25 protein-coding genes and 1 pseudogene are annotated in these 23,215 nt (G+C 70.7%); 19 read left to right on the forward strand and 7 right to left on the reverse strand.

The features are described 5' to 3' along the window. Window positions 1-22: 22 nt before the first annotated feature. Entirely contained in the window at window positions 23-1,270 is a 1,248-nt protein-coding gene (locus AB0K60_RS25440; RefSeq protein ID WP_364059870.1) for an ABC transporter substrate-binding protein, read from the reverse strand. 239 nt (window positions 1,271-1,509) lie between these two features. Then, window positions 1,510-2,418, reverse strand: a complete 909-nt coding sequence (locus AB0K60_RS25445) for a LysR family transcriptional regulator (RefSeq protein WP_364059873.1) — start codon at window positions 2,416-2,418, stop codon at window positions 1,510-1,512. Window positions 2,419-2,481: 63 nt separating this feature from the next. Here AB0K60_RS25445 and AB0K60_RS25450 point away from each other — a divergent pair, with 63 nt between their 5' ends. Further along, entirely contained in the window at window positions 2,482-3,867 is a 1,386-nt protein-coding gene (locus AB0K60_RS25450; RefSeq protein WP_364059876.1) for an FAD-binding oxidoreductase, read from the forward strand. Between the two features lie 197 nt (window positions 3,868-4,064). Here AB0K60_RS25450 and AB0K60_RS25455 read toward each other — a convergent pair whose 3' ends face one another. From AB0K60_RS25455 to AB0K60_RS25465, 3 genes are read right to left on the reverse strand one after another with little or no spacing between them, the layout of a single operon-like run. Then, a complete protein-coding gene (locus tag AB0K60_RS25455) occupies window positions 4,065-5,261 on the reverse strand; it encodes an alpha-hydroxy acid oxidase (protein WP_364059879.1) in 1,197 nt (398 codons plus the stop codon). Window positions 5,262-5,276: 15 nt separating this feature from the next. Continuing rightward, window positions 5,277-5,528: a hypothetical protein gene (locus AB0K60_RS25460; RefSeq protein WP_364059882.1), complete on the reverse strand. Its 252-nt coding sequence runs from the start codon at window positions 5,526-5,528 to the stop codon at window positions 5,277-5,279. Between the two features lie 26 nt (window positions 5,529-5,554). After that, a complete protein-coding gene (locus AB0K60_RS25465) occupies window positions 5,555-5,869 on the reverse strand; it encodes a hypothetical protein (RefSeq protein ID WP_364059885.1) in 315 nt (104 codons plus the stop codon). Between the two features lie 108 nt (window positions 5,870-5,977). On the opposite strand from AB0K60_RS25465, the gene AB0K60_RS25470 reads away from it, so the two are divergent. The 8 genes and pseudogenes from AB0K60_RS25470 to AB0K60_RS25505 all read left to right on the forward strand — a co-directional run bounded on the left by AB0K60_RS25470 (window position 5,978) and on the right by AB0K60_RS25505 (window position 11,463). Then, window positions 5,978-7,099 (forward strand): iron ABC transporter permease, encoded by a 1,122-nt coding sequence (locus AB0K60_RS25470; RefSeq protein ID WP_364059888.1) that lies wholly within the window; start codon window positions 5,978-5,980, stop codon window positions 7,097-7,099. Window positions 7,100-7,173: 74 nt separating this feature from the next. Continuing rightward, window positions 7,174-7,359: pseudogene (locus AB0K60_RS25475) on the forward strand (ATP-binding cassette domain-containing protein); the annotation flags it as partial. 65 nt (window positions 7,360-7,424) lie between these two features. Next, on the forward strand, window positions 7,425-7,952 hold the full coding sequence (locus tag AB0K60_RS25480) for an ABC transporter ATP-binding protein (protein ID WP_364059891.1): 528 nt from the start codon (window positions 7,425-7,427) through the stop codon (window positions 7,950-7,952). A gap of 33 nt (window positions 7,953-7,985) precedes the next feature. After that, window positions 7,986-9,041, forward strand: coding sequence for an ABC transporter substrate-binding protein (locus AB0K60_RS25485; RefSeq protein WP_364059894.1), 1,056 nt, complete (start codon window positions 7,986-7,988; stop codon window positions 9,039-9,041). Then, window positions 9,041-10,060: an LLM class flavin-dependent oxidoreductase gene (locus tag AB0K60_RS25490; RefSeq protein ID WP_364059897.1), complete on the forward strand. Its 1,020-nt coding sequence runs from the start codon at window positions 9,041-9,043 to the stop codon at window positions 10,058-10,060. The genes AB0K60_RS25485 and AB0K60_RS25490 overlap by 1 nt, the downstream gene beginning before the upstream one ends. A 438-nt stretch (window positions 10,061-10,498) precedes the next feature. Then, window positions 10,499-10,912, forward strand: a complete 414-nt coding sequence (locus AB0K60_RS25495; protein WP_364059900.1) for a hypothetical protein — start codon at window positions 10,499-10,501, stop codon at window positions 10,910-10,912. Window positions 10,913-10,914: 2 nt separating this feature from the next. Beyond that, on the forward strand, window positions 10,915-11,139 hold the full coding sequence (locus tag AB0K60_RS25500; protein WP_364059903.1) for a DUF4258 domain-containing protein: 225 nt from the start codon (window positions 10,915-10,917) through the stop codon (window positions 11,137-11,139). A gap of 9 nt (window positions 11,140-11,148) precedes the next feature. Continuing rightward, on the forward strand, window positions 11,149-11,463 hold the full coding sequence (locus tag AB0K60_RS25505) for a DUF2283 domain-containing protein (protein WP_364059906.1): 315 nt from the start codon (window positions 11,149-11,151) through the stop codon (window positions 11,461-11,463). Between the two features lie 3 nt (window positions 11,464-11,466). Here AB0K60_RS25505 and AB0K60_RS25510 read toward each other — a convergent pair whose 3' ends face one another. Further along, entirely contained in the window at window positions 11,467-12,324 is an 858-nt protein-coding gene (locus tag AB0K60_RS25510; protein WP_364059909.1) for a VOC family protein, read from the reverse strand. Between the two features lie 324 nt (window positions 12,325-12,648). On the opposite strand from AB0K60_RS25510, the gene AB0K60_RS25515 reads away from it, so the two are divergent. Further along, entirely contained in the window at window positions 12,649-14,739 is a 2,091-nt protein-coding gene (locus tag AB0K60_RS25515) for a bifunctional copper resistance protein CopD/cytochrome c oxidase assembly protein (protein ID WP_364059912.1), read from the forward strand. Here the strand turns inward: AB0K60_RS25515 and AB0K60_RS25520 are convergent. Beyond that, window positions 14,729-14,872, reverse strand: coding sequence for a hypothetical protein (locus AB0K60_RS25520; RefSeq protein ID WP_364059915.1), 144 nt, complete (start codon window positions 14,870-14,872; stop codon window positions 14,729-14,731). The genes AB0K60_RS25515 and AB0K60_RS25520 overlap by 11 nt on opposite strands. A gap of 172 nt (window positions 14,873-15,044) precedes the next feature. On the opposite strand from AB0K60_RS25520, the gene AB0K60_RS25525 reads away from it, so the two are divergent. The 9 genes from AB0K60_RS25525 (at window position 15,045) to AB0K60_RS25565 (ending at window position 23,169) form a co-directional block, all read left to right on the forward strand. Beyond that, window positions 15,045-15,389 (forward strand): type II toxin-antitoxin system RelE/ParE family toxin, encoded by a 345-nt coding sequence (locus AB0K60_RS25525; protein ID WP_364059918.1) that lies wholly within the window; start codon window positions 15,045-15,047, stop codon window positions 15,387-15,389. Between the two features lie 5 nt (window positions 15,390-15,394). Beyond that, the gene (locus AB0K60_RS25530) at window positions 15,395-15,694 is read left to right on the forward strand and encodes a helix-turn-helix transcriptional regulator (RefSeq protein ID WP_364059921.1); all 300 of its coding nucleotides are present in this window, start codon (window positions 15,395-15,397) and stop codon (window positions 15,692-15,694) included. Between the two features lie 104 nt (window positions 15,695-15,798). Beyond that, a complete protein-coding gene (locus tag AB0K60_RS25535; protein WP_364059924.1) occupies window positions 15,799-16,338 on the forward strand; it encodes a 2'-5' RNA ligase family protein in 540 nt (179 codons plus the stop codon). A gap of 134 nt (window positions 16,339-16,472) precedes the next feature. Further along, window positions 16,473-16,649 (forward strand): hypothetical protein, encoded by a 177-nt coding sequence (locus AB0K60_RS25540; protein ID WP_364059927.1) that lies wholly within the window; start codon window positions 16,473-16,475, stop codon window positions 16,647-16,649. Then, window positions 16,646-17,704 carry an iron chelate uptake ABC transporter family permease subunit gene (locus AB0K60_RS25545; RefSeq protein WP_364059930.1) on the forward strand — a complete coding sequence of 353 codons (1,059 nt, stop codon included), beginning with the start codon at window positions 16,646-16,648 and terminating at the stop codon, window positions 17,702-17,704. The genes AB0K60_RS25540 and AB0K60_RS25545 overlap by 4 nt, the downstream gene beginning before the upstream one ends. Further along, window positions 17,701-18,975 (forward strand): iron chelate uptake ABC transporter family permease subunit, encoded by a 1,275-nt coding sequence (locus tag AB0K60_RS25550; protein WP_364059932.1) that lies wholly within the window; start codon window positions 17,701-17,703, stop codon window positions 18,973-18,975. The genes AB0K60_RS25545 and AB0K60_RS25550 overlap by 4 nt, the downstream gene beginning before the upstream one ends. 79 nt (window positions 18,976-19,054) lie before the next feature. Further along, entirely contained in the window at window positions 19,055-19,300 is a 246-nt protein-coding gene (locus tag AB0K60_RS25555; RefSeq protein WP_364059935.1) for an MbtH family protein, read from the forward strand. A gap of 12 nt (window positions 19,301-19,312) precedes the next feature. Beyond that, window positions 19,313-21,250: an ABC transporter ATP-binding protein gene (locus AB0K60_RS25560; RefSeq protein ID WP_364059938.1), complete on the forward strand. Its 1,938-nt coding sequence runs from the start codon at window positions 19,313-19,315 to the stop codon at window positions 21,248-21,250. After that, window positions 21,247-23,169 (forward strand): ABC transporter ATP-binding protein, encoded by a 1,923-nt coding sequence (locus tag AB0K60_RS25565; protein WP_364059941.1) that lies wholly within the window; start codon window positions 21,247-21,249, stop codon window positions 23,167-23,169. The genes AB0K60_RS25560 and AB0K60_RS25565 overlap by 4 nt, the downstream gene beginning before the upstream one ends. Window positions 23,170-23,215 lie beyond the last annotated feature (46 nt).

Below are 23,215 nucleotides of genomic sequence, written 5' to 3' on the forward strand. Positions count from 1 at the left end.
GCGAGGGCGGGCCGCTACGCGGTCAGGGCAACTCGAACTTCTTGACCAGCGCGATCTCGCCGCCCTTGACCTGATAGATGCCGTAGCCGGAGAGCTGGTCGCCCTTGGCGTCGAACTCCAGGTCGCTGGAGGCGCCCTGGTAGTCGATGTCGCCGCCGCCGCGCAGCGCCGCGACGCCGTCGGCGTAGCTGCCGACCCGCGTGCCGGGGGCCGTGGTGACCTTCGCCATCGCCGCGGTGAGCTCGGCGCCCTTGGTGCAGTTGCACGCCGTCATCGCGAGCGCGACGCTGATCGCCGAGTCATAGGCGTAGAAGGCGAAGGTGTCGCTGGCGAGCAGCGTCCTGCCGGTGGTGCCCTTGAACGTCGTGCGCAGGCGCTCGAACGCGGGGGTCTCGACGTTGGGGGCGGCGTCGACCGAGTAGAGGCCCTCGGCGACGTCGGCGCCGACCGCGTCGAACAGGCCCTGGTTGACCGACCAGCCGACCGACAGCCAGGTGCCCTTGTCCGGCGAGTTGCGGGCGTCCTTCAGCATCGCGGAGAGCTCGGGGGTGTAGCCGACGTTGACGATGACGTCGGCCTTGCGGTCGATCGCGCGCCGTACCTCGCCGGTGTAGGAGCTCTGGCCGGCCGGGTAGGTGATCGCGTCGACGACCTTGCCGCCGGACTTCTCGAACGCCTCGCGGAAGCTTTTGATGATGGTCAGGCCGCTCGGGTCGTTGCGCGACATCGTCACGACCGTGCGCCAGCCCTGCTCGCGGACGGCCTGGGCGATCGCGGCGCCGGTGTACTTGCCCGGCGGGTAGAAGCGCCAGACCAGGTCTTGGTCCTGCAGGTCGGTGACGCCGGCGGCTCCGGCGGCCGTGGTGAGCAGGGTGCCGCTCTGGATCACCATGGGGGCGATCGCGAGGGTCTCCGCGCTCGACCACACGCCCATGATCGCGGCGGACCGGTTGACGTTGATCAGCTTCTGTACGGCGCGCGTCGCGGCGTCCGGGTCGGTCTGGGAGTCCGCCACGTGCAGCAGGAACGGACGGCCCATCGGCGGGTTCTCGTTGATCTCCTCGACGGCGATCTTCAGTGCGGCCTCGATGTCGGGGCCGTACACCGCGCCGCCGCCGGACAGCGGGACGAGCGCGCCGACGTCGATGCCCTGCGCCGAGCCGCCGGAGCCGCCGCCGGAGCCGCAGGCGGCGGCCACCATGACCGCGCAGGACAGGGCCAGCAGCCTCATCGAGGTCATCGCGGTGCGGATCTTCTCGGTGCCCTTCATCGTTTCCTCCCGCCCGGCTCGTCTCGCCGGCCGCGTCTGAGCCGGGGAATCGCGAGCAGTACGTACTCAGTGGATCTTGGTTGGACGGCGTCGTCAGGTACCCCGATGAGCCCGATGAGAGGTGGTCTGGCCTGTCGCTTAGTGCCGTTATTTCGGGCTTGTCGTGACAGTAGCCGAGGGCTAGAGCGTGAAGAATGCGGGAATGCCGGGGTTCGATGCCCGGAAGGCTATCGATCTGGTCAACGGTCGGCGGGGGATGCCAAGCGGCGCAGCAGGTGGGCCAGGTCGTCGCGGGCGGTGTTGCGCTCGCCGCGCCGGGAGGCCATCAGGATGCTCGACCTGGCCGGGTTGCCGCGCAGCCGTACGAACGCGACGCCGTCGCGCGGGAGTTTGGCGATCTCGCTCGACACCAGGGCCACGCCCTCGCCGGAGGCGACCAGGGCGAGCACCATCAGCGTGCTCTGCACCAGGCGCTGCACCGCGGGCGTGAACCCCGCCGTCGCGCAGCCGCTGAGCATCGCGTTGATCATCCCCTGCCCGATCTTGCCCTCGTACGCGATGAACGGCTCGGCCGCCAGCTCGGCGAGGTCGATCTCCCGCTCGCCCGCGAGCCGATGGCGGATGGGCAGGGCGGCGACGAACACGTCCGTGCACACATGCTCGAAGTCGAGCCAGGGATCGACGTTCGCGGGGGCGCGCAGCAGGCCGCAGTCGATGTCGCCGTTGTGCAGCGCCTCGATCTGGTCCCGCGTGTCCATTTGGAACAGGTCCAGCTCCAGCCGCGCGTGCAGCAGCGCGAACTGGCCGAGCACCCGATGCAGCAACTCGACGGCGAGCGGCTCCACGTACCCGAGGGCGAGCCGCCCGCGCACGCCGCCCGCGGTCGCCTTCGCCAGTTCCTTCGCCCGCTCCAGCCGGGCGACCACGATGTCGATCTCGGCCAGAAACGCCTCCCCCGCCGGGGTCAGCTTCATGTTGCGCGAGTTCCGGCTGAGCAACCGGACGCCGAGGGCCTCCTCCAGCGCCTGAATGTGGCGGGTGAGCGGCGGCTGGGTGGTGTGCAGCCGGGCGGCGGCCCGCCCGAAGTGCAACTCGGTCGCCACGGCCTGGAAGACCCGCAACTGCTGAAGGGTTGGATCCTTAGCCATCCGGGCATTGGACCCGTTAATGACGGTATCCGTCAATCCTGGCACCGGTGAGACAGTGAGCACATGGTCGTCGCCGACGCGGTACACGCACTTCGCGGGGCCCTGGACCCGCCCGGCGTGCTGCTCCCCCCACAAGATCTGTCGAAATACGAGATAAGTCCCAACAACATGAAGGGCCGCGCCGCCGCAGTCATCCGGCCACGCACGGTGGAGGACGTCCGCCAGGTGCTGCGGATCTGCCGCGAGCACCGCGTGCGCCTCGTCCCGCAGGGCGCCAACTCGGGCCTGGTCGGCAGCGGCCTGCCGGACCCGGACGGCACCCAGGCGGTGCTGTCCACCGAGCGCATGCGCGACTGGTTCGACCTGGACACCGGCGGCCGCACGCTCACCGCGTCCGCGGGCTGGACGCTCGACGAGATCAACGCCCGGCTCGCCCCGGCGCGGCTCCGGCTGCCGATCGAGGTCGGGTCGAGCCCGTCGGTCGGCGGCATGGTCTCGACGAACACGGCCGGGTCCAACGTGCTGCGCCACGGCGACGTACGGCGCCGCCTCCTCGGCGTCCAGGCCGTCACCGCCGACGACGACCTCACCGTGATCGACACGCTGGCCCCGCTGCGCAAACGCAACGAGGGCCTCGACGTCACCCAGCTCTTCGTCGGCACCGAGGGACGGTACGGCGTCGTCACCGCGGCCAGTTTCGAGCTGGCGGCCCTGCCGCAGGCGGTGGCGACCGCGTGGCTCGCCGTACCGGATCCCGAGCGGCTGCCGGCCGTGCTGCGCGAGTTCGAGCACCGGGCCGGGGAGTGGCTGACGTCGTTCGAGCTCGTCTCCGCCTCGGCCGTGCGCCTGCTGGAGGCGAACCACGCCGACCTGCTGCCCCGGGTGCCGCCCGGCGACGGCGACAAGGTCCTGGTGGAGATCGGCTCGGCCGACGACTCCGCCGACCGCATCCTGCAGGCGGCGATCGAGACGCTCGCCGACCGGGGCGACGTCGCCGACGCCGTGATCGGGCCGCCGGACCGGCTGTGGGAGATCCGCCACACGATCCCGCTCATCACCGAACGCATGGATCCGGTGACGAGCTTCGACATCTCCGCCCCGCGCAGCGCCCTGACGGCGATGCGCGGCGAGCTGACCTCGCGCCTGGCCCGGCTCTGGCCCGAGATCACGCCCGTCGAGCTGGGCCACTACGGCGACGGCGGCCTCCACCTGATCCTGCCGCTGCCCGCCGCCGTCGCGGCCGCCCCCGAGACGGTCGCGGCGATCCGCCGCCTCGTCTTCGACACCGTCGTGCACGACTTCGGCGGCAGCTTCTCGGCCGAGCACGGCATCGGCCCGAAGAACGCCGACGCCTACGCCCGCTACGTCCCGGCCCCCGTCCGCCACCTCGCCGACGTCCTCGCACGCCACTTCGACCCCCGCGACATCCTCGGCTGGCGCACCCCCTGACCGACCGCCCCCCTGAGGAGGCTCCCGACGGCCGACATCGAACTGTCGGAGGTCCGTCGCCTTCCCCGCGCCGAAACCGCGGGCCGAGGACGTCGTGGCGTCCAGCCGCTGGGACGAACCTGCGACATCGCCGGGACGGGGCCCGTACCCGGCTCGGCGATCGTCGCGGGCGCCCCTTGACCGCCCGGCGCCGCCGCTCAGCCGCGGGGGCGCTCCCACAACCACTCGGCGCCGAGCCGGGTGACCGACGGGCATCCCATCAGGCACATGGTCCGGATGATCTGGGCTCGCAGCAGTTCGAGCATGTGAACGGCCCCGGCTTCGCCCGCGACGGCCAGCCCCCAGACGATCGGCCGGCCAAGCAGCACCGCCTTCGCCCCGAGTGCCAGCGCCTTCACCACGTCGCCGCCGCGGCGGACCCCGCCGTCGAGCAGGATCTCCGCGGCGCCGCCGACCGCGGCCACGACCTCGGGCAGCGCGTCGATCGCGGCCGGTACGCCGTCGAGCTGCCGGCCGCCGTGGTTCGACACCACGACGGCGTCCGCCCCGAGGTCGACGGCCTGCCGGGCGTCGTCGCCGGCCAGGACGCCCTTGACGACGAGCGCGCCGTTCCAGACCTTCCTGACCAGTGCGACGTCGTGCCAGGTGGGTGAGAACGACTCGGCCCCGCTGCGCGCCATCTCGGTGAGCGACATCGCCCTGCCGTCACTGCCGAAGGGGGCCGTGTTGGGCAGTTCGAACGGCATGCCGTCACGCCAGAACCGGAATGCCCAGCCGGGTCGGCGGGCCATCTGCGGCCCGAGGCGAAGGGCGTTTCTCACGTTGATCCTCAGGTCGTATCCGAACCCGTTGCGGAAATCCCGCTCCCGGTTTCCGGCGATGTTGGTGTCGATCGTCATCACCAACGCGTGATAGCCCGCGTCCCGGGCCCGTTCCACGAGCCCCTCCATTCCGGCCCGATTGGAGAACTTGTACAGCTGGAACCAGCGAGGCCCTTCGGCCGACGCGGCGACCTCCTCAAGGGAGTAGCCGCCCCCGGACGGCACGACCGGCGCCACCCCCGCTCGCGCCGCCGCACGCGCGATCGCGAGGTCACCGTCCGGATGAACCAGCCGCATGCCTCCGCATGGGGCGGTCAGGACGGGCATGGACAGCGCGGTGCCGAGGACCTCTGTGCTCAGCTCCGGCACGGGCACCCATTCCCCCGTCCGGGGACGCAGCCGGAGTTCGCCGAAACGCTCCACGTTGTCGCGCATGGTCAGCTCATCGTCCGCGCCGCCGTCGATGTAGTCGAAAAGCAGGCGAGGCAGGACCTTCCATGCGCGACGGCGGGCGTCCGCGTAATTGAGAACTCCGGCGAGACGACGCTGCTGCCGGATCTTCGTGACGTACACATGAACCTCGGAGCGTCAAATGGCGAGGCGGAACAGGGCGATCCTAGGCTCGTCACGACGCGGCACCATTGTCGTTCGGGCATCGATCGATACCGACGGGCTGGACGGGCCCGATCCGGCGCGATTGCGACGAACCCGCGACATCGCGCGGACCCGGCCGGCGATGGTCTCGGTCAGCCGCTGCTGCGTCGCGGCCACCAGCGCGTTGCTCGCCGGGCCCGCGCCGGACCAGGACGCCGTGGCGGCGCCGAGCACGGCCACCAGCACGAACGCGGCCGGCAGCCGGGCGCGCGCTACCGCGCCGCGACCTCCCAGCCCTGCCGGTCGATCGTGTCGCGTACGCGGTCGACGCGCACGCAGTGGTTCTCCCTGATGTCGATCAGGGCGGCCGCCGGAACGTGGACCCGGCGGCCGTCCTCGTAGACCCTGCCGACGACGACCTTGGTGTCGCCGTCGTCGATGACTCCCTCGACCTCGGCCCAGCCGGTGAAATCACTGGTGCACAGGTCCATGCCCGGCCGGAGCGCGGCCAGGAATTCGGTGTCCGACGTGAACGTCTGGACGCCGGGCTTCGGCTCGACGGAGATCGGCTTCGCCCTCTCACACATCTGGACTCCCCTTCGCCGGAGGCCCAAGACGGGACCCGCCATGGGCCAGATCTACGCTAGTAGTCACAATGAGACTACAGCGCCACCCCCGACCCCCCGAGGACCCCCATGAGCATCCTGAAACCAACCGGCCGGGGCGGCGCTGAAGGGCTGCCGCCCCCGGCTGAGGCGGCCTCCGACGACACCGCGATCGACGCACCGTCCGGGCTCGGCCACCTGCGCAAGAGGCCGGGTCGGCTGATCCTCCTCGGCCTCGCCCTCGCCCTTGTCGCGATCGTTTTCTTCTCTTTTCCCTTGGGGCCGTTCTCGGTGGACACCGGCGACGTGCTACGGATTCTGGTGAGCAAGATCACAGGTACGGCGAGCGGCGCCTCGGCGGTCGAGGAGACGGTCGTCGCCCAGGTCCGCTTCCCCCGGATCGCCGGAGCGGTACTCGTCGGCGCCGGGCTCGCGATGGCCGGCGCGGGCTACCAGAGCATGTTCCGCAATCCGCTGGTGTCGCCCGCCATCCTCGGCGTTTCCGCGGGAGCGGGATTCGGCGCCGCTCTCGGCCTCCTCCTGCGGCTTCCGTGGGCGGTGGTCCAGCTCATGGCGTTCGCCCACGGCATCATGGCCGCGCTGCTGGCGATCACGATCGCCCGGCTCCTGGGCCGCAACTCGACGGTCGTGCTCGTGCTGGCCGGAATCGTGGTGTCGACGCTGTTCCAGGCGTTCATCTCGATCACCCAGTTCGTGGCCAACCCGGAGGACACGCTGCCGGCCATCACCTTCTGGCTGATGGGCGGGCTCGGACGGATCCAGATCGGCGACCTGCCGCTGCCGTCGATCATCATGGTCGCGTGCATGGCGCTCCTTTACCTGGTGCGCTGGCCGGTCACCGTGCTGGCCGCGGGCGATGAGGAGGCCGACACCCTCGGCGTGAACCGCGCCCTGGTCTGGACGGTGGTCATCGCCGCCTCCACCCTGATGACCGCCACCGCGGTCAGTCTGGCCGGCATCGTCGGCTGGGTCGGGCTGGTGGTGCCGCATCTGGCCCGCTTCGTCATCGGCCCCTCGTTCGACCGGCTGCTGCCCGCGGCCGCGCTGATCGGGGCGGGTTTCCTGGTCCTCGTCGACGACGTGGCCCGCACGGCGTCGGCCATGGAACTCCCGCTCGGGGTGCTGACCGCGGTGATCGGGGCACCGTTCTTCGTCGTCCTGCTGGCGCGAGCCCGAAAGCAGTGGCTGTGAGCGCGCCGGCGATCGAGGTCCGTGGGCTGGGCTACGCCCACCCGGGCCGCGACCACCGGTTGGTCGACGTGACGGTGGACGTCGGCGAGGGTGAGGTGGTCTGCCTGCTCGGCCCGAACGGCGCCGGCAAGACGACGCTGCTGCGCTGCCTGCTCGGCCTGCTGAAGCCCACGGCGGGCGAGGTCCGGATCGGTGGCGCCGACTTGGCGGGGCTCACGGCCCGTGAACGCGCCCGCCACGTCGCGTACGTCCCGCAGACCACGGCCACCGTGTTCCCGTTCACCGCGCTCGACATCGCGGTGATGGGCCGGACCCCCACCTGCGGATGTCCCGGACGCCGGGTCCCAAGGACCGGCGCCTCGCCTGGGAGGTCCTCGACGATCTCGGCATCGGCCACCTGGCCGACCACTCCTTCGCCTCCCTCTCCGGCGGCGAGAGGGCGCTGACGCTGATCGCCCGGGCTCTCGTCCAAGAGGCCCGGATCCTGGTGCTCGACGAGCCCACCGCCGCGCTCGACCTCGGCAACGCCGTCCGAGTGCTCGGCGTAGTCGCCGAAATGTCCCGGCGCGGGCACACGGTGCTGATGACCACTCACCAGCCGGACCACGCGCTGCGTGGCGCACACCGTGCCGTACTGCTCTGCGACGGCAGGGTCGTCGCCAACGGCAAACCGGCCGAGGTCCTCACCGCTGCCACGCTCAGCGACGTCTACGGCACGCCCATCCAGATCGCGTCGGTCGTCATGCCCGGTCGCCGCGAACCCGTCCTGGCCTGCGTCCCCGAGGTCGGGAACCTCCTTGCCACGCCCCGCGAACCGGCGGAGCCGACCCATCCCCACCACCCGTCCTCCTAAGGAAGACATGCGCATGAGAAAGAAGACAGCCGCATGAGATCGTTCCGTCGCGTCCTCGCCATCGTGGCGGCGGTCGTACTCGTCACCTCCGGCTGTGGCTCGTCCGGCGACGCGACGCCGGCCGCCGAATCGGCCGGCTCCTCCGCGACGCACACCATCACCGACATGGCCGGCCGCAGCGTCAAGCTGCCCACCACGATCGACCGCGTGGTCACCCTCGGCTCGGTTCCGGTGATCAACAGCTTCCTCTTCGCCCTCGGCGAGGGCAAACTCATCGTCAACGGGCTGCCGCCCTTCGCCCGCAACCCCCGGTGGAAGTACCAGTACGTGTTCAACCCGGCCATCGAGCGACAACCGCAGACCCAGACCGCCGACGGCGCGCCCGACATCGAAAGGATCCTGGGGCTCAAGCCCGACGTCGTCCTCGCGATGAGCCCCGACGTCATCAAACCGCTCGACCAGGTCGGGGTGCCCGCGGTCGTGCTCAAATGGCAGAACGCGGAGGACGTCAAGGCCGTCGTCGGCCTGCTGGGCAAGGTGCTCGGGCAGGAGGAGCGCGCGAACGCCTACGCGGCCTACTTCGACAAGGCCCTGGCCCGGGTCGGCGATGTGGTCAAAGCGATTCCGGAGTCCGACCGCCGCACCGCCCTCTACCTGGACCCCGAGGCCATGAGCCGGCCGCACGTCATCGCCGAGTGGTACATCGCCCAGGCCGGCGGGCTCAGCGTCACCCGCGAGGAGACCAGCCAGGAAACCCTGAAGCTGAACATCGAGCAGATCCTCGCCTGGAACCCCGAAGTGATCTTCGTCGACAGTCCCGCCGGCCGTGATCACGTACTGGCCGACCCGCGGTTCGCCAACGTGGCGGCGGTCAAGGACAAGCAGGTGTTCTCGATCCCGATCGCCGCGCACACCTGGGGAAACCGGACCAGCGAACAGCCGCTCACCGTGATGTGGGTGGCGACGAAGCTCTACCCCAAGCAGTTCGCCGACTTCGACCTGAACGCCGAGGTCCACGACTTCTACGCGAACATCTACCGGATCGACCTCGACGACAGCCAGGTCAAGGAAATCGTGGCGGGCCTGTGATGAGCCAGGATGCACGGCTCGGCTTCGGGATCGGTCTGGCCGGGTGCCAGGCCGGTCTCGAGGCCCTGCCCCTCGAAGAGGCGATGCGCACGCTCGCCCGGGCCGAAGCGGCCGGCCTCGACGGGGTCTGGGTGAATGAGGAGCACCTCGCCGGGCGGATGACCGGCCGAGTCTGCTGGGCGACCCTTCCGTTCCTCTCCTACGTGGCCGGTCGGATCCCGCGAATCAGGCTCGGCTCGGCCGCGCTGCTCCTCCCGCTGCACCATCCGTTGCGGCTGGCCGAGGAGATCGGCAGCCTCTGCGAGTTCGCGCCCGGACGGGTGTGCGTCGGCATCGCACCGAACCGGCCAGGGCCGTACGCGGAGGCGTTCGGCGCCCGCACCGCCGACCGGGCCCGCGACTTCGACGACTGTCTCGACGCGCTCGTCCGGCTGCTCAAGGGGGACACGATCGACATCACCACCGAGCACCACCGCGGGCTTGCCGCGAGCTCCATGGTGTCCCCGCGAATCGGGCCCGCCTTCTACCGGGCCGCTTACTCGCCGGGCTCGCTCACGGCCGCGGCCGAGGCCGGAATGCCGCTGATCCAGCACTACATCCAGTCACCGCAGTCGCTTCTGGCCGGCCGAGAGGTGTACCGAAAGGCCGCCGGCGACGCGGCCGCCGACCTTCTCGCCCGATCCCCCGTACACCGCTTCGTCGTCATCGGCCCGACCGACCACGACGCCCAGCGACAGGCCGACGACCAGGCGAGCCGCCTCACCGAACGACTCCGTGCCTTCGGCATCGACAAGCGCGGCTTCATCACCGAGACCAAGTCCCTGGATCCCGCCCGATTCGCCCGCGAGACCGCGATCGCCGGCTCACCCGACACGGTCCTGCGCCGCCTGGCCGACCTCGCGGCGTCCACGGGCACCACGACCTTCAACCTCAACCTCGGCTGGATGGGCGCCGCCACCGCCGATCAGATCCGCACATCGGCGAACCTACTGATCGAGGAGGTACTGCCGTCGTTGTAGGCGTCCGACTCAGCCGCCGGGGTTCCAGGGCTGGGCGTACCCGATCCGGACGCAGGAACCCGTCACCGCATCGCCGGTACCGCCCGGCCAGCCACCCGGTCATCGCCTCGATCTTGGTGAAGGTCGAGGCGATTGCTGAACGCCCTCCGACGCAGATCCTTTCAGCAACACAGAAGCGCCGATCGCCCCTGATCGCCGTCCCCTTCTGGCGACGCTGTACACGGACCGAACCCGCTCGGCATTCTCGGCCATCTCATCCAACCTAGGCTGTTGTGAAAATTCGCGACATCGAGAAACAAGGTGTCTTTTTAGGACTCAACGGGCAAATCGCACCAGCCACCTCCATGCGGTAATCGCCGAATCACAGAAACGGCTTACTCCGTCCCTGCATGCGAGTACGGTAGGGCGTTCTGAAGCAACTACGAAAGAGCATGGAGAATGCCCGAACTCGACTACATGGTCCTCGCCGACTACGTACGGACCGACAACGGCAACCTGCACATCATGGGTGCTGGCATCGACACCATCATCGCCGCCAAACTCCCCGCTGCCCGCAACGTCGGCATCGCCCTGCGACTGACCTTCGACAGCACGGAGAGACCCGGCATCGACCATCGCATTGAATTGATCTTCCAGAGCTCGGACCAGGTCCTTGCCAAGGTCCGCGGCGAATTGAAGACCCCTCCAAAACCTGACGATGTGCCCGTACATTGGAAAACCGGTGTCGTGACCGCACTGCAGATTGGGCTGCCTTTGCCCCAATACGGGGACTACTCCATCGAACTCACCCTCGACGACAAGCACCTCAAGTCCATCGACCTCCGCGTCGTGCCACCTGTCACCGGTTCCTGATCATGCCGAAGCCACGACTGACACAGCATGTCAGAGACCGGATGCGACAGCGCGGCATCTCTGAAGAGGAGATCTGGGCGGCACTCGCCCGGCGCCGAGGTAATCCGCAGGCGACGGCCAGTGGAAGCATCTGGGTCTATGGGTATGTCCCTGGGGGCCGCATACTGAAGGTATTGCTTACCGCCGATGAGACCACGATCATCACCGCCGCCTGGCCAGGGGAGTAGGAAGCCGCTATGAGACTTGACTACGATCTGGATGCCAACGCCCTGTACATCCGCCTCACGGAGATGCCAGTGGCAACGACCGACACCATCGACGATGAGACACTCGTCGACGTCGACGAAACCGGCGCACCCGTCGGCATCGAGATCCTCGGCATCTGCGGGGTGGACGTAGGCGGAGCCCTGCGCGCCGTCCTCGAGCGATATGAGTTCTCGGCCGAGGATGAGCTTCAGTTGCGTGCGCTGTTTCCGGCGGCCACCATCGGCATGCGGCAAGTGAAGATCGAATCGCGGACACCCGCGCCGCTTACCGCCACCCCAGCCTGAATATCACGAAGCTACGGGTCGGTCCCACCATGGGCACAACAGCACCCCGTCGGGGTCGGTGAGAAGGTCGTCGTAGCCGGGGACAGGGGTGGCTCCGGCGTCACGAAGTCGTACTGCGATCTCCCTGGCGCCGTTTTCCGTGTCGTACGCCTCGGCACCGAGGCCGATCGTGCGCAGGCCGACTCGGGGGGTGTCGGGGGTCCAGGGGTTGGGGGTGGTGGGGGCGGTGAAGGTGAAGATTTCCAGTACGGCAGCGCCGGCGCGTAGGTAGTGGATGCGAAGGCCGCGGGGGTCGGTGGGCTGGACGAGGGTGCCGATGAGGCGGTAGCCGAGGCGGTCGCGGTAGAAGGCGAGGGCGCGGTCGAGGTCGGCGACGGTGATCGCGACGTGGTCGAAGGATGGGCCGGCGTCGGGGGCGCGGCGGGCGGCGGCGAGGCGTTCCTGGTCGGCGAGGTCGGGGGAGGCGACGGTGGTGTAGGTGAGGGCGCTGTCGATGATTTCGAGGTTGGCGCCGTCGGGGTCGGGGAAGAAGGCGATCCAGACGTCGCCGGTGACCTTGAGCGGGCCGAGGGTGAACTCGATGCCGGCGTCGGCGAGGCGTTGTGCGTAGGCGGGTACGTTACCGACCTTGAAGCCGACGTGGCGGATGCCGCGTTGCAGGTCGTCGGCGTCCCAGCCCGCCAGGTCGCCGTCGGGGCGCTCGACCAGCCGGAGCGCGGCCGGGCCGGCGTCGAGCCAGGCCACGCCGGGGGGCGTCGGGCCTGGGGGGTCCTGGGCCGGGAGCAAACCGAGCATTCCGCGGTAAAAGTCCAGGGAGGCCGACAGGTTGCGGCAGCCGAGTTCGGCGTATGTGATGCCCAATGGGCACCTCCCAGGGGTTGGGTCGGGTCGGGCGTACGGGGTCGGGAGGCGGATGGTCGGCGTGCCCGCCCCACTGAGATCATCCCTGGGGTTGGCGCACCCGTCATAGGCTCGCCGGGCCGGATCCGGATTTCGACCTGTTTTTCGTCCGGTGGCAGGTCGCCTTTTACGGCGGCCGACAGGTCGCCCGTTTTGCCGGTCGGCGTGCCGTACGGAGGTAAGCGGGGTCGGCCGTGTTGTGGATGGCGTGCGATAGTTGGGCGTTTGCTCTGGTCTGTGACATGGCATAGCAGGTAAAACTTGGCCAGTCGGGAGGGCTGGGGCATGGGATCTCGGGTGGCGGGGTCGGCGCGGTCGGCGTACGGCGGGGCCGTTGTCGCGGCCGGGGTCGGAATGCTGGCCGTCGGGCTGTGGGTCGGGGGCGGCAGGCCGCGAACGGCGATCCCGGGGTTGCCTTCGCCTGGGCCGGTCACGTTGTGGGGGCTGCCGCTGGTGCGGCTCGTCCTGGACGTGTGCGCGGTGATGACCGTGGGGATCCTGGTCACCGCCACCGTGCTGACCATGGGGCGGGATGAGGGGGCGCGGGCGAGGATCACGCGGGGGGCGCGGTGGTGGGCGGCGGCGTGGGCGTTGAGCGCGGCGCTGAACTTCGTGCTGACGCTGTCGGACTTCCTCGGGTTGCCGGTGCAGGAGGCGCTGGCGTCCGAGACGCTGGTCTCGTTCGCCTTCCAGATTCCGCAGGGGCGCGCGTTCCTGCTGGTGGGCGTGCTGGCGGCGGTGGTCGCCGTGGCGTGTGCCGGTCTTGGCCGGGTGCCGTTCGCGGGGTCGATCAGGGTGGTGCTGTCGGCGGTCGCGGTGTTCGCGACGCTGCCGCCCGCGTACGTGGGCCACTCGGCCACGGCCGCCGACCACAATCTCGCCGTCTCCAGCCTCCTGCTGCACATCGCGGCCGTCGCCGTCTGGACGGGCGGCTTGGCCGGTCTGCTGCTCTGCCTGCGCGGATCTCCCGACCTGGGTGAGGCGGTCGGCCGCTTCAGCGCGCTGGCGCTGGGGTGTTTTGTGGCGGTTGGGGTGTCGGGTCTGTACAACGCGTGGATCCGGCTCGGCGCACTGTCCGCGCTGTGGGAATCCCCGTACGGCCTGCTGGTACTGGGCAAACTGGTCGCGCTGGTCGCGCTGGGCTGTTTCGGCGCATGGCATCGCCGCCGTACGATCGCGGCTCTGAACGGCACGCCGATCAGGTCGGCCGTCGACTCCGGGCTCATGTCGCCGCCCGCGCCGGACTCCACGGTGGAAGACATGCCAGGCGCCGCCTCGGATCTCGCGTCGCCGCCCGCGCCGGACTTTACGGTGGATGACACGCCAGGCGCCGCCTCGGATCTCGCGTCGGACGCCGCGAGGAGCCTCGTGCGATCGGAGGCGGCGAAGCGGCGTCCGTTCCTTCGGCTGGCCGCCGGGGAGGTCGTGGTCATGGCGGCCACGATCGGGCTGGCCGTGGCCCTGTCGCGTACGCCGCCGCCCGATACCGAGGTGGTGTACGGGCAGGAGGGGCTGCTCGGGTATGCGGTGCCGCCGATCGACGCCGTGAACCTGCTCACCCAGACGCGGCTGGATCCGCTGCTGCTGCTCCCGCTGGCCTGGGCCGCGCTCGCCTACCTGCTGGGTGTGCGGCGGCTGTCCCGCGCCGGGCGGCGCTGGCCGGTCGGGCGGACCGCGCTCTGGCTGGGCGGGCTGCTCGTGCTGGCGTACGCGCTGGCCGGTGGGGTCGCCGCGTACGCGCCCGCGATGTTCTCCGTCACGGCCGCGCAGTACGCGCTGGCCGGGATCGTGGCTCCGGCGTTGCTGGTGTTCGGCGCGCCGCTCACGCTGGTGTTGGCGGCGACGGCTCCCGGCTCGCCGTTCGGAGCGTTGCCTCGCGTGATCGAAAATGGCCCGGTCGCCCGCGCCGTGGCGCATCCGGCGGCGGCGTTCGCCGTGCACGCCGTGCCGTACTTGCTGCTGTACCCGTTCGGGCTGTTCGGGGTCGTGCAGCCCGAGCACGGGTGGCGGCTGGCGACGTTGGTCGTGCTCGTCGGCACCGGCGTGGTCTTCTTCGCCGTCGTCGCGGGCGTCGATCCGATGCCGCGCCCCGTCCCGCTGCCCACACGGCTACGGCTGCTCGGCACGGCAATCGCATTGCACGCCACGCTCGCCCTTTATGTCATGGCCGGCCCCGCCCTGTCGGCTTCCTGGTACGGCAACCTCGCCTTGGAGTGGGCACCCGTACGCGGCCTGGACCAGGTGCTCGGCGCGATGGTGGGCCTCGCCGGAACCACGGCGACGCTGGTGGCCCTGATCGTGACCCTGCTCGTCTGGCGGTTGACGGCGCGGCGCCGTCTGCGGCGGCCGTCCTCGCGGGTGCCGGTCAGCAGGTGAGCGTCCGTTTTCCAGGGGCGGGCCACAGAACGACGTCGGTGCCGCCGACCATGACGCGTCCGTTATCGGCGAAGGCGTCGTAGTCCGGCGGGCCGGACAGGGATCGGCGAATGTCGCGGGCATGCTTCCGCACGAGGACGACGGCACTCGTAGGCGGCGGCGAGGAGACGGCCAGAGGGCCGAGCGCGACGGCGTACCGGCACCTCTGAAATGCAGGATGCGGAGCGGCCCGGTCGCGCCGAGGACACCGACCGGGTTCCACATTCCCGAGAGGTGGATCTTGCCTTCGCTATAACGTCTGTGTTATGACTTGGGGAGAGGTGGAACTGGAACCAGAGGTCGAGGAGTGGTTCGACACGCTCGATCAGGACGACCAGGAAACGGCGGCGTTCTATGTCGATTTGCTGGCCGAGCGCGGTGTGCTACTCGACGACCCCTATACCCGTCAGCTCTGTGGCAAGCTACGCGAGCTGCGGTTCCACCTCCATCGGGAGGCGGTACGCATCACCTACTGGATCGCCCCAGGAAGGCGGATCATTCTGCTGACGGTGTTTCGCAAACAGCGGATGCGCGAGTCTGCCGAGATCGCGCGTGCGCGGCGGGCCATGCAGCGGTGCATAGCTGAGGTCCATACAGCAGATGAGGAGTGAGCGATATGGGAGAGCGTAGGACCTGGGCCGACAAGAGGGCAGAGATCATGAGCCGTCCCGGCGCGGGAGCGGCGTATGAGGCGGCCAGGATTCGATTCGAACTAGGCGAGGCGGTACGGCTGAGACGAGAACAACTGGGGTTGACCCAGACGGAGTTGGCCGAGCGCGCGGGGTTGAAGCAACCGGCAGTGGCGAGATTCGAGGCGGGGGGAACGATGCCCACCATCCCTATGCTGGAACGGCTCGCGGAGGCTCTGGAGATGCGACTGAGTGTCCAATTCCAGCCACTACGGGACGCGAGCTGATTTCCCCGAAGCCGGGTCCGGCCGCCGACACCGTAACCCGCGCCCACTGGTGGTGGAGGCCAGGGTGGAGGCCGGGCCGTAGCCTCTACACCTGGCACTTTCTCATGGACGGCCAGTCGGCTCTGCACGAATTCACCCGCCGCGTCCACGCCGACCTGCACACGGTGCCGGTGCTGGACCCGATCCCACCGCAATGGCTGCACCTGACCACCCAGGACGTCGGCTTCACCGACGAGATCGGACAGCAGGACCTGGAGACCGTCGGCGCCGCCGTCTCTCGCCGTGTGGCGGGTCTGGGCCCGATTCACGTGCGGTTCGGCCCCTTGGCCGTGGACGCCGAAGGCATCAGCCTGACGGCCCGGCCGGTCCCCGAACTGACCGCCGTCCGCGCGGCCATCCGCGACGTGATCGCCGAAGTTCGGGGAGCCGACCGGGTGCCGGGCGCGGCCGACGGATGGTGGGCGCACGTCTCGCTGGCCTACGCCAACGCCGACGGCGTCTCACAGGCGCCCATCCGCGACATCGTCAACCGGCACCAGGGCCTCGTGCCCGCCACGTTCACCCGCGTATCGCTGATCGAGCTGAATCGGGACGAGGGCATGTACCAGTGGCGGACGGTCATTGCCGCACCCCTGACCGGCTGAGTTCCCTCTCCTATTCCGTTGCCGCCACCACCGAGATGCACGATGCGGAGCGGGCCGGTCGCCGCCCGCTGTTTACTGATCTATAAGGTTAGCCTAGCCTTAGCTTGACCGATGGGACGAGAGGTGGGCAGCGGATGCGGGTGACGGCGATCGTCGGGCTCGCGAACGGCGCGGACGAGGCGGACGAAGCGACCACCGGCCTGCGTCTGGTCGACGTCGAGCAGGCTGTCACAGACGCCTTTGTGGCCGCCAACGCCGTTGACGTTTTGGGCCGTAAGGCCGCCACCATGATGCGGGCGACGACCCGATGACGTTGCTGCGTCCCCGATCCGCGCCTGCGGAGCGCCCTGCCGGGGGCGGAGTCGCGGCGACCAACGCACGCAGGGCGGCCGGGCTGCTGGCGGGCGTCGGGGTGTTGGCCGTGGTGTGCCTGCTCAGCATCGCGGTCGGCACCAAGAACATTTCTCCCGCGACGGTCTGGGACGCCTTTTTTCACTTCGGCGGCACCGAAGATCACACCATCGTGCGCGATCTGCGGGTGCCCCGCACGGTGCTCGGCCTGCTCACCGGCGTGGCGCTCGGCGTGTCCGGCGCGATCATCCAGGCGGTGACGCGCAACCCGCTGGCCGACACGCAGATCCTCGGCATCAACTCCGGCGCGGCCCTCATGGTGGTCTTCGCCATCGGCGTGCTCGGCCTCACCGGCATCTGGTCGTACGTATGGTTCGCCTTCGCCGGGGGCGCCGCCGCGATGGTCCTGGTGTACGCGCTGGGGTCGGCGGGCCGCGGCGGCGCGACGCCGATCCGGCTCACGCTCGCGGGGGTGGCGCTGGGCGCGGTGATGGAGGGCCTGTCCTCGGCGATTCGCCTGCTGCGCCCACGCGCCTTCGACTACCTGCGGTTTTGGGACGCGGGCACGCTCGCCGCACGTCCCTTGCCGATCGCGGCGGCGATCGCGCCGTTCGTCGTGGCCGGGTTGGTGCTCGCGCTGGTCGTCGCCCGCTCACTGAACAGCATCGCTCTCGGCGACGACTTCGCCCGCTCGCTCGGCACGAACGTCGCCCGTACCCGCGTCCTCTCGGTGATCTCGGTGACGCTGCTGGCTGGAGCGGCGACGGCCGCCGCCGGGCCGATCGGCTTCGTCGGTCTGATGGTGCCGCACGCGGTCCGCTGGATCACCGGTCCCGACCAGCGCTGGATCCTCGCCTACACGGTGGTTGGCGGGCCCGTGCTCATGCTCACCGCCGACGTGCTCGGCCGTCTGGTCATCCGGCCGGGAGAGCTTCGGGTGGGGATCGTCACCGCGTTCGTGGGCGCGCCGGTCCTGATCTGGCTGGTCCGCCGCGCTCGGGCGGCGGCGCCATGAGCGGCCGGAAGCGACCCACGACCGGTCCCGGCGACGGCGCTCTCGGCAGTGCCCGCGACGGCGCTCTCGGCGGCGCCCGCGACGGGGTCCTCGACAGGGCTCTGGACGGTGCAGCCGGCGGCACCCGGACGGACGCCGGCACCGGCCGCCGGGAAGGCCAGGGCATCATCGGTGTGACGGACGCCAACGGCACGACGCCCCCTAAACCGGGCGACGGCCGGGCGCGCGGGATCGATTTCGGCCGCCGGATCCTGCTCGTACGGCCCGCCCGCTGGTTGTCGCTGCGCCTCGGCCTGCGTACGACCGTTGTCTGCGGCCTGCTCACCCTGGCCGCGCTCGCGGCGGCCGTGCTCGGACTGAGCACGGGCGAGTTCACGGTCCCGCCCGGCGAGGTGATCGCCGTGCTGACCGGTCAGGGGACCGGCCCGGCCCGGCTGGTGGTGTTCGAGTGGCGGCTCCCCCGCGCGTTGCTGGCCCTGTTCATCGGTGCCGCGCTGGGCCTGAGCGGCGCGATCTTCCAGTCGCTGACCCGCAACCCGCTCGGCAGCCCGGACGTCATCGGCTTCAGCACCGGGGCGTACACGGGGGTGCTCGCCACGATGGTGCTGGTGGGCCGCGGCTACTACGAGACGGCCGGAGGCGCCCTGGTCGGTGGCCTGATCACCGCGATCGTGGTCTACGCGCTGGCGTACCGGCGGGGCGTCCAGGGCTTCCGGCTGATCATCGTCGGCATCGCGATCAGCGCGGTCCTCGCCTCGGTGAACCAGTGGTTCATCATCAAGGTCAACCTGCAGACGGCCGTGGCGGCGGCGCTGTGGGGGCAGGGCAGCCTCAACGACCTGGGCTGGGACCAGGTGCCGCCGGTGACGGTCGCGGTCGCGCTGCTGTGCGTGCCGCTGCTGGCGCTCGGCCCGCGCCTGCCGCTGCTGGAGATGGGCGACGACGCGGCGGCGGCGCTGGGCGTCCGGGTGGAGCGCACCCGGCAGGTCTACCTCGTCGTCGGCGTCGCGCTGGTCGGGGTGGCGACCGCCGCCGCGGGTCCGATCTCGTTCGTGGCGCTCGCCGCGCCGCAGCTCGCCCAGCGTCTCACCCGTACGGCCGGGACCACGCTGACCGCCTCGGCGCTCATGGGCGCGCTGCTCCTGGCCGCGAGCGACTGGGTCGCCCGCTGGGCCTTCGCGCCGAACGAGCTGCCCGTCGGCGTGGTCACGGTCTCGCTGGGCGGCGCGTACTTCGCCTGGTTGCTGTTCCGGCAGGCCCGGCGCGAATGAGGTAATAAGGGTGCCCTAATTTTGGTAAGGCTTGCCTAAGTTATGCTGAGCCTGCCAAGTTGCCGATGAAGGAGGCGTAGTGTCCAGCAATCCCTTCGACGACGAGAACGGCACGTTCTACGTTCTGGTGAACGATGAGGAGCAGCACTCCCTGTGGCCGACCTTCAAGCAGGTGCCCCAGGGCTGGCGCGTGGTCTTCGGCGAGGACGGCCGGACCGGCCGGCAGGACTGCTTGGACTACATCGACAAGAACTGGAGCGACCTGCGCCCGAGAAGCCTGCGCGAGCGCATGGCGGAGGCCGCACGGTCCGTGCCGGCGAGCTGAGAAGCGGCCGGCGTGACCGCGAGTACGGCGGCGCCGCCGCGCTGGACGGGCGGCCGTGTGCTCAGGCGCACGGTCACCCGCAACGCGCGGCGGCTGAGCATGGGAACCGGGCTCATCTCGCTGCACCAGGTGTGCGAGTCCCTCGTTCCGATCTTCATCGGCGTCATCATCGACCAGGCGATCGAACCGGGCGACCCGTACGCGCTGGCCCTGTGGATCGCCGGGCTCGCCCTGCTGTTCACGACGCTGACCATGATGTACCGGTTCGGCGCCCGGCACCTCATGCGCGCCATCGCCGAGGAGGCGCACCTGCTGCGCCTTGAGGTGGCGGGCAAGGCCGCCGACCCGCGCGGCATGCGCACCGACCTGCGTACCGGCGACCTGCTGACGATCGGCGGCAGCGACGCCGACAACACCTCCTACCTGCTCGACTACGTGCCCCGGATCGCGGGCGCGGTGACCGCGACCACAGTGAGCGCCGTCGCGCTGATCGTGATCGACGTGCCGCTCGGGCTGGTCGTGCTCGTCGGCACGCCGCTGGTGCTGCTCGCGCTCCAGCTCGGTACGCCGGGGATCACCAAGCGGGTGGCCGAGCAGCAGGAATTCGCCGGGAAGGCCACCTCGCTCGCCACCGACCTGGTCAGCGGCATGCGCCCGCTGCGCGGCATCGGCGCCGAGGACGCCGCCGCCCGCCGCTACCACGCGGTCAGCCGCGAATCCATGCTCGCCATGATCCGCGCCGCCCGGGCCCAGGGCACGTACCTGGCCGCGGGCACGGCCGGCGGCGCCCTGCTCGCGTGCGGCATCGCGATCCTGGCCGGATGGTTCGCGCTGAACGGCCGCATCTCCATCGGCGAGTTCATCACCGTCATCGGGTTGGCGCAGTTCCTGATGGAGCCGATGGGCCTGCTCGCCATCGTGCCGAGCTGGATCGCCGAGGCACGCGCGTCGGCCGACCGCGTCGCCGCCGTCATCTCCGCCGACCCCCTCCTCCCCGAGGGCACCGAGACACCCGACACCCCGGGCGGACAGGCTCCCCGCCTGGTCCTGCGTTCAGTGCGGTACGGCACGCTCGACGGCGTCGACCTCACCGCGAACCCGGGCGAGTTCGTCGGCATCGTCGCCCACCGCGCCTCCGACGGCGAGGCCCTCGTCAGGATCCTCTCCGGCCAGGTGGCCCCCGACGACTACACCGGCGAGGTCCTCGTCGGCGACGCCGCCCTGCGCCGCGCCCACCACGCCCGCCTCCGCGAGACGCTCCTAGTCGAGCCCCACCACACCGATCTCTTCTCCGGCACGATCAGGGCCAACATCGTCGCGGGCCTGCCGGAGGGCCACGACAAGCCGGACGCCTGGGAGAGCCTAACGGACGGCCTGGGCGGCGGCCCGGCCCGCCGGGCGGGCCACGCGATCGGTGCCGAAACCGGCGGGAACGGCAAGCTGGACCTAATCGACAGTGCGGGCGGCGCGTCCACAAGCCGAAACGGACACGGGGGCGACGCGAGGCCGGGCACCGCCGACGCGAGCGGCGACACGCATCTGGCGGACGTTCTCGCCGCGTCGGCGGCCGACCAGGTCCTGTCCGCGCACCCGGAGGGAATCGAGCACGTGATAGCCGAGCGTGGCGCGGGGCTCTCCGGCGGGCAGCGACAGCGCGTCGCGCTGGCCCGCGCGCTGCTGGCCCGCCCCCCGATCCTCGTCCTCCACGACCCGACCACGGCCGTGGACTCCGTGACCGAGCACACGATCGCCAGAGGCATCCGCGCGCTGCGGCACACCGCCGGCGTCGGCGACGCGCCGTACACGACCGTGGTGGTGACGAGCAGCCCCGCGATGCTGGCGCTGGCGGAACGCGTCATCGTCCTGGACGGCGGTCGCGTGATCGCCGAAGGGCGGCACGACGAACTGGTCGCCACCAATGAGGATTACCAACAGGCGGTGCTGCGATGACCCCTGAGAGGACCCCTGAGAGGACCACTGACTCCGACGCCGACGTACGGGACGAGCACGGCGAGGGGGCCGGGCGGAACGGGCGTGCCGTGCCAGGGGGCGGCGGCCCGGACTCCGGACGTGCCGATCGCGCCGAGGGCCGCGGCGGCGAGGTGTTGCCGATCGCCGACGCGCGGTCGACGTGGGCGTGGCTCTGGGCGGAGTTGCGGACTCGGTGGGCCGAGGTGGTGGTCGCGCTGCTCGTGGGCGTGCTCGGCGCGGCGGCGTCGGTGGTGCCCGTGTACGCGCTCGGCGTCCTCGTCGACCGGATACGCGAGCAGGCCCCCGTGTCGGCGCTCGTGGAGATCGCGGTCGTGATCGTCGTGTCGGCCGTGGTGGGCGGCGTCGCCACGGGCGCCGCGTCCTACCTGGTCGGCAGGCTGGGCGCGCGCATCCTCGCCGCGCTGCGGGAGCGTACGGTGGCCCGTGCCCTGCGCCTGCCCGTCACGACGCTGGAGTGGACCGGCAAGGGCGACCTGCTGTCCCGGGTGGGCTCCGACGCCGCCGCGATCGGCAAGGCGGTCTCCGACGTGATCCCCACGATGATCGCGTCGGTGCTGCTGGGCGCGCTGAGCATCGCGGCGATGGCCGGGATCGACTGGCGGCTGGGCCTGGCGGGCGCGGTCGCGGTGCCGCTGTACGCCATCGCCCTGCGCTGGTATCTGCCCCGCGCCGCGCCCGAGTACGCCCGGCAGCGGCGGGCGATCGCCGAGTCCTCGCAGCGGGTGGTGGAGACCGTGCAGGGCCTGCGCACGGTACGGGCCTACCGTCTGGAGGAGCGCCGCCTGCGGGAGATCGGCGTCTCCTCGGGCCGGGCACGGGACATCTCGGTCTCGGTGTTCGTGCTGTTCACCCGCTTCGTCGGCCGGGTGAACCGGGCGGAGTTCTTCGGCCTGGCCGCGATCCTGACGGCCGGGTTCCTGCTGGTACGCAGCGGATCGGTGACCGTCGGCCAGACGGCCGCGGCGGCGGTCCTGTTCCACCGCCTGTTCAACCCGATCGGCATGCTGCTGTTCACCTTCGACGACGTGCAGGCCGCGGGCGCGAGCCTGGCCCGCCTGGTCGGGATCATCACGCTTCCCCTGGACGACGCGCCGGACTCCGCGGACCGCCCGAAGGACGCCTCACTCGAACTGCGAGACGTCCGCTTCAGCTACGACGGGACGACCGAGGTGGTGCGCGGCGTGAGCATCCGCATCGACCCCGGCACCCGGGTCGCTTTAGTGGGCTCGACGGGCGCGGGCAAGACCACGCTCGCGGCGATCGCGGCCGGGGTCCTGTCCCCCGGCTCGGGCACGGCGCTCGTCGGCGGCGTCCCGACGTCCCGGCTGTCCGCGAAGGCGCTGCGCGCCCATATCGCGATCATCACCCAGGAGACCCACGTGTTCGCGGGCCCGCTCGTGGAGGACCTGCGGCTGGCACGCCCGGACGCGTCCGAGGAGCGGATCGCCGAGGCGCTCGCGACGGTCGGAGCCGACGCCTGGGTACGGGACCTGCCCGACGGCCTCACCACGGTCATCGGCGAGGGCGGCCACGAGCTCACCGCCGCCCAGGCGCAGCAACTCGCCCTGGCCCGCCTGGTCCTGGTGGATCCGCCGATCGCCATCCTCGACGAGGCGACTGCCGAGGCGGGCAGCCTCGGCGCCCGCACGCTGGAGCGGTCCGCCGCCGCGGCGACCCGTGGACGGACAACGCTGGTCGTCGCCCACCGGCTGACCCAGGCGGCCTCCGCCGACCGGATCATCGTCCTGGAGCACGGCCGCATCGTCGAGGAGGGCCCGCACCACGAACTCGTCGCCGCCGGAGGCCGGTACGCCGAGCTGTGGCGCTCCTGGGAGGGCCACCCCACTTCCACAGAAAATAAGGTTAGGCTAACCTAATTAACAGGTGACGGCGGATCCGAGCACCATCCGCCGCCACCTCACT

It is taken from the genome of Thermopolyspora sp. NPDC052614 (assembly GCF_040678635.1).
Lineage (GTDB): Bacteria > Actinomycetota > Actinomycetes > Streptosporangiales > Streptosporangiaceae > Thermopolyspora.

Excerpts from the sequence above, each read along its gene's own strand:
- AB0K60_RS25440 (WP_364059870.1), bottom strand. The coding sequence starts at position 1,270 with ATGAAGGGCACCGAGAAGATCCGCACCGCGATGACCTCGATGAGGCTG.
- AB0K60_RS25445 (WP_364059873.1), bottom strand. The coding sequence starts at position 2,418 with ATGGCTAAGGATCCAACCCTTCAGCAGTTGCGGGTCTTCCAGGCCGTG.
- AB0K60_RS25450 (WP_364059876.1), top strand. The coding sequence starts at position 2,482 with ATGGTCGTCGCCGACGCGGTACACGCACTTCGCGGGGCCCTGGACCCG.
- AB0K60_RS25465 (WP_364059885.1), bottom strand. The coding sequence starts at position 5,869 with ATGTGTGAGAGGGCGAAGCCGATCTCCGTCGAGCCGAAGCCCGGCGTC.
- AB0K60_RS25470 (WP_364059888.1), top strand. The coding sequence starts at position 5,978 with ATGAGCATCCTGAAACCAACCGGCCGGGGCGGCGCTGAAGGGCTGCCG.
- AB0K60_RS25480 (WP_364059891.1), top strand. The coding sequence starts at position 7,425 with ATGTCCCGGACGCCGGGTCCCAAGGACCGGCGCCTCGCCTGGGAGGTC.
- AB0K60_RS25485 (WP_364059894.1), top strand. The coding sequence starts at position 7,986 with ATGAGATCGTTCCGTCGCGTCCTCGCCATCGTGGCGGCGGTCGTACTC.
- AB0K60_RS25490 (WP_364059897.1), top strand. The coding sequence starts at position 9,041 with ATGAGCCAGGATGCACGGCTCGGCTTCGGGATCGGTCTGGCCGGGTGC.
- AB0K60_RS25495 (WP_364059900.1), top strand. The coding sequence starts at position 10,499 with ATGCCCGAACTCGACTACATGGTCCTCGCCGACTACGTACGGACCGAC.
- AB0K60_RS25500 (WP_364059903.1), top strand. The coding sequence starts at position 10,915 with ATGCCGAAGCCACGACTGACACAGCATGTCAGAGACCGGATGCGACAG.
- AB0K60_RS25505 (WP_364059906.1), top strand. The coding sequence starts at position 11,149 with ATGAGACTTGACTACGATCTGGATGCCAACGCCCTGTACATCCGCCTC.
- AB0K60_RS25515 (WP_364059912.1), top strand. The coding sequence starts at position 12,649 with ATGGGATCTCGGGTGGCGGGGTCGGCGCGGTCGGCGTACGGCGGGGCC.
- AB0K60_RS25525 (WP_364059918.1), top strand. The coding sequence starts at position 15,045 with ATGACTTGGGGAGAGGTGGAACTGGAACCAGAGGTCGAGGAGTGGTTC.
- AB0K60_RS25530 (WP_364059921.1), top strand. The coding sequence starts at position 15,395 with ATGGGAGAGCGTAGGACCTGGGCCGACAAGAGGGCAGAGATCATGAGC.
- AB0K60_RS25535 (WP_364059924.1), top strand. The coding sequence starts at position 15,799 with ATGGACGGCCAGTCGGCTCTGCACGAATTCACCCGCCGCGTCCACGCC.
- AB0K60_RS25540 (WP_364059927.1), top strand. The coding sequence starts at position 16,473 with ATGCGGGTGACGGCGATCGTCGGGCTCGCGAACGGCGCGGACGAGGCG.
- AB0K60_RS25545 (WP_364059930.1), top strand. The coding sequence starts at position 16,646 with ATGACGTTGCTGCGTCCCCGATCCGCGCCTGCGGAGCGCCCTGCCGGG.
- AB0K60_RS25550 (WP_364059932.1), top strand. The coding sequence starts at position 17,701 with ATGAGCGGCCGGAAGCGACCCACGACCGGTCCCGGCGACGGCGCTCTC.
- AB0K60_RS25565 (WP_364059941.1), top strand. The coding sequence starts at position 21,247 with ATGACCCCTGAGAGGACCCCTGAGAGGACCACTGACTCCGACGCCGAC.